The organism is Pseudomonas sp. NFACC42-2, assembly GCF_900116055.1.
GTDB classification, from domain to species: Bacteria; Pseudomonadota; Gammaproteobacteria; order Pseudomonadales; family Pseudomonadaceae; genus Aquipseudomonas; species Aquipseudomonas marginalis.
In genome coordinates this window covers 1-1437 of sequence record NZ_FOZO01000045.1, presented here as the reverse complement: position 1 = coordinate 1437, position 1437 = coordinate 1, and the positions used below count along the sequence as shown (strand labels likewise).

1 rRNA gene is annotated in these 1437 nt (G+C 53.1%); it reads right to left on the bottom strand.

Going from position 1 to position 1437, the window contains the following annotated elements:
* Positions 1–74 precede the first annotated feature (74 nt).
* Positions 75–1437 (bottom strand): 23S ribosomal RNA (locus BM416_RS30255); the annotation flags it as partial.

The window sequence follows — 1437 nt, the reverse complement described above, 5'->3', positions numbered from 1 at the left end:
ATCTCGAACTTTCGGTTCATTGCGTCTTCACACACCGCAATCTGGCCTTTCGACGCAAATTGCTTGGGTGTTATATGGTCAAGCCTCACGGGCAATTAGTATTGGTTAGCTCAACGCCTCACAGCGCTTACACACCCAACCTATCAACGTCGTAGTCTTCGACGGCCCTTCAGGGGACTCAAGGTCCCAGTGAGATCTCATCTTGAGGCTAGTTTCCCGCTTAGATGCTTTCAGCGGTTATCTATTCCGAACATAGCTACCCGGCAATGCCACTGGCGTGACAACCGGAACACCAGAGGTTCGTCCACTCCGGTCCTCTCGTACTAGGAGCAGCCCCTCTCAAATCTCAAACGTCCACGGCAGATAGGGACCGAACTGTCTCACGACGTTCTAAACCCAGCTCGCGTACCACTTTAAATGGCGAACAGCCATACCCTTGGGACCGGCTTCAGCCCCAGGATGTGATGAGCCGACATCGAGGTGCCAAACACCGCCGTCGATATGAACTCTTGGGCGGTATCAGCCTGTTATCCCCGGAGTACCTTTTATCCGTTGAGCGATGGCCCTTCCATACAGAACCACCGGATCACTAAGACCTACTTTCGTACCTGCTCGACGTGTCTGTCTCGCAGTCAAGCGCGCTTTTGCCTTTATACTCTACGACCGATTTCCGACCGGTCTGAGCGCACCTTCGTACTCCTCCGTTACTCTTTAGGAGGAGACCGCCCCAGTCAAACTACCCACCATACACTGTCCTCGATCCGGATAACGGACCTGAGTTAGAACCTCAAAGTTGCCAGGGTGGTATTTCAAGGTTGGCTCCACGCAGACTGGCGTCCACGCTTCAAAGCCTCCCACCTATCCTACACAAGCAAATTCAAAGTCCAGTGCAAAGCTATAGTAAAGGTTCACGGGGTCTTTCCGTCTAGCCGCGGATACACTGCATCTTCACAGCGATTTCAATTTCACTGAGTCTCGGGTGGAGACAGCGCCGCCATCGTTACGCCATTCGTGCAGGTCGGAACTTACCCGACAAGGAATTTCGCTACCTTAGGACCGTTATAGTTACGGCCGCCGTTTACCGGGGCTTCGATCAAGAGCTTCGCGTTAGCTAACCCCATCAATTAACCTTCCGGCACCGGGCAGGCGTCACACCCTATACGTCCACTTTCGTGTTTGCAGAGTGCTGTGTTTTTAATAAACAGTCGCAGCGGCCTGGTATCTTCGACCGGCATGGGCTTACGGAGCAAGTCCTTCACCCTCACCGGCGCACCTTCTCCCGAAGTTACGGTGCCATTTTGCCTAGTTCCTTCACCCGAGTTCTCTCAAGCGCCTTGGTATTCTCTACCCAACCACCTGTGTCGGTTTGGGGTACGGTTCCTGGTTACCTGAAGCTTAGAAGCTTTTCTTGGAAGCATGGCATCAACCACTTCGTTA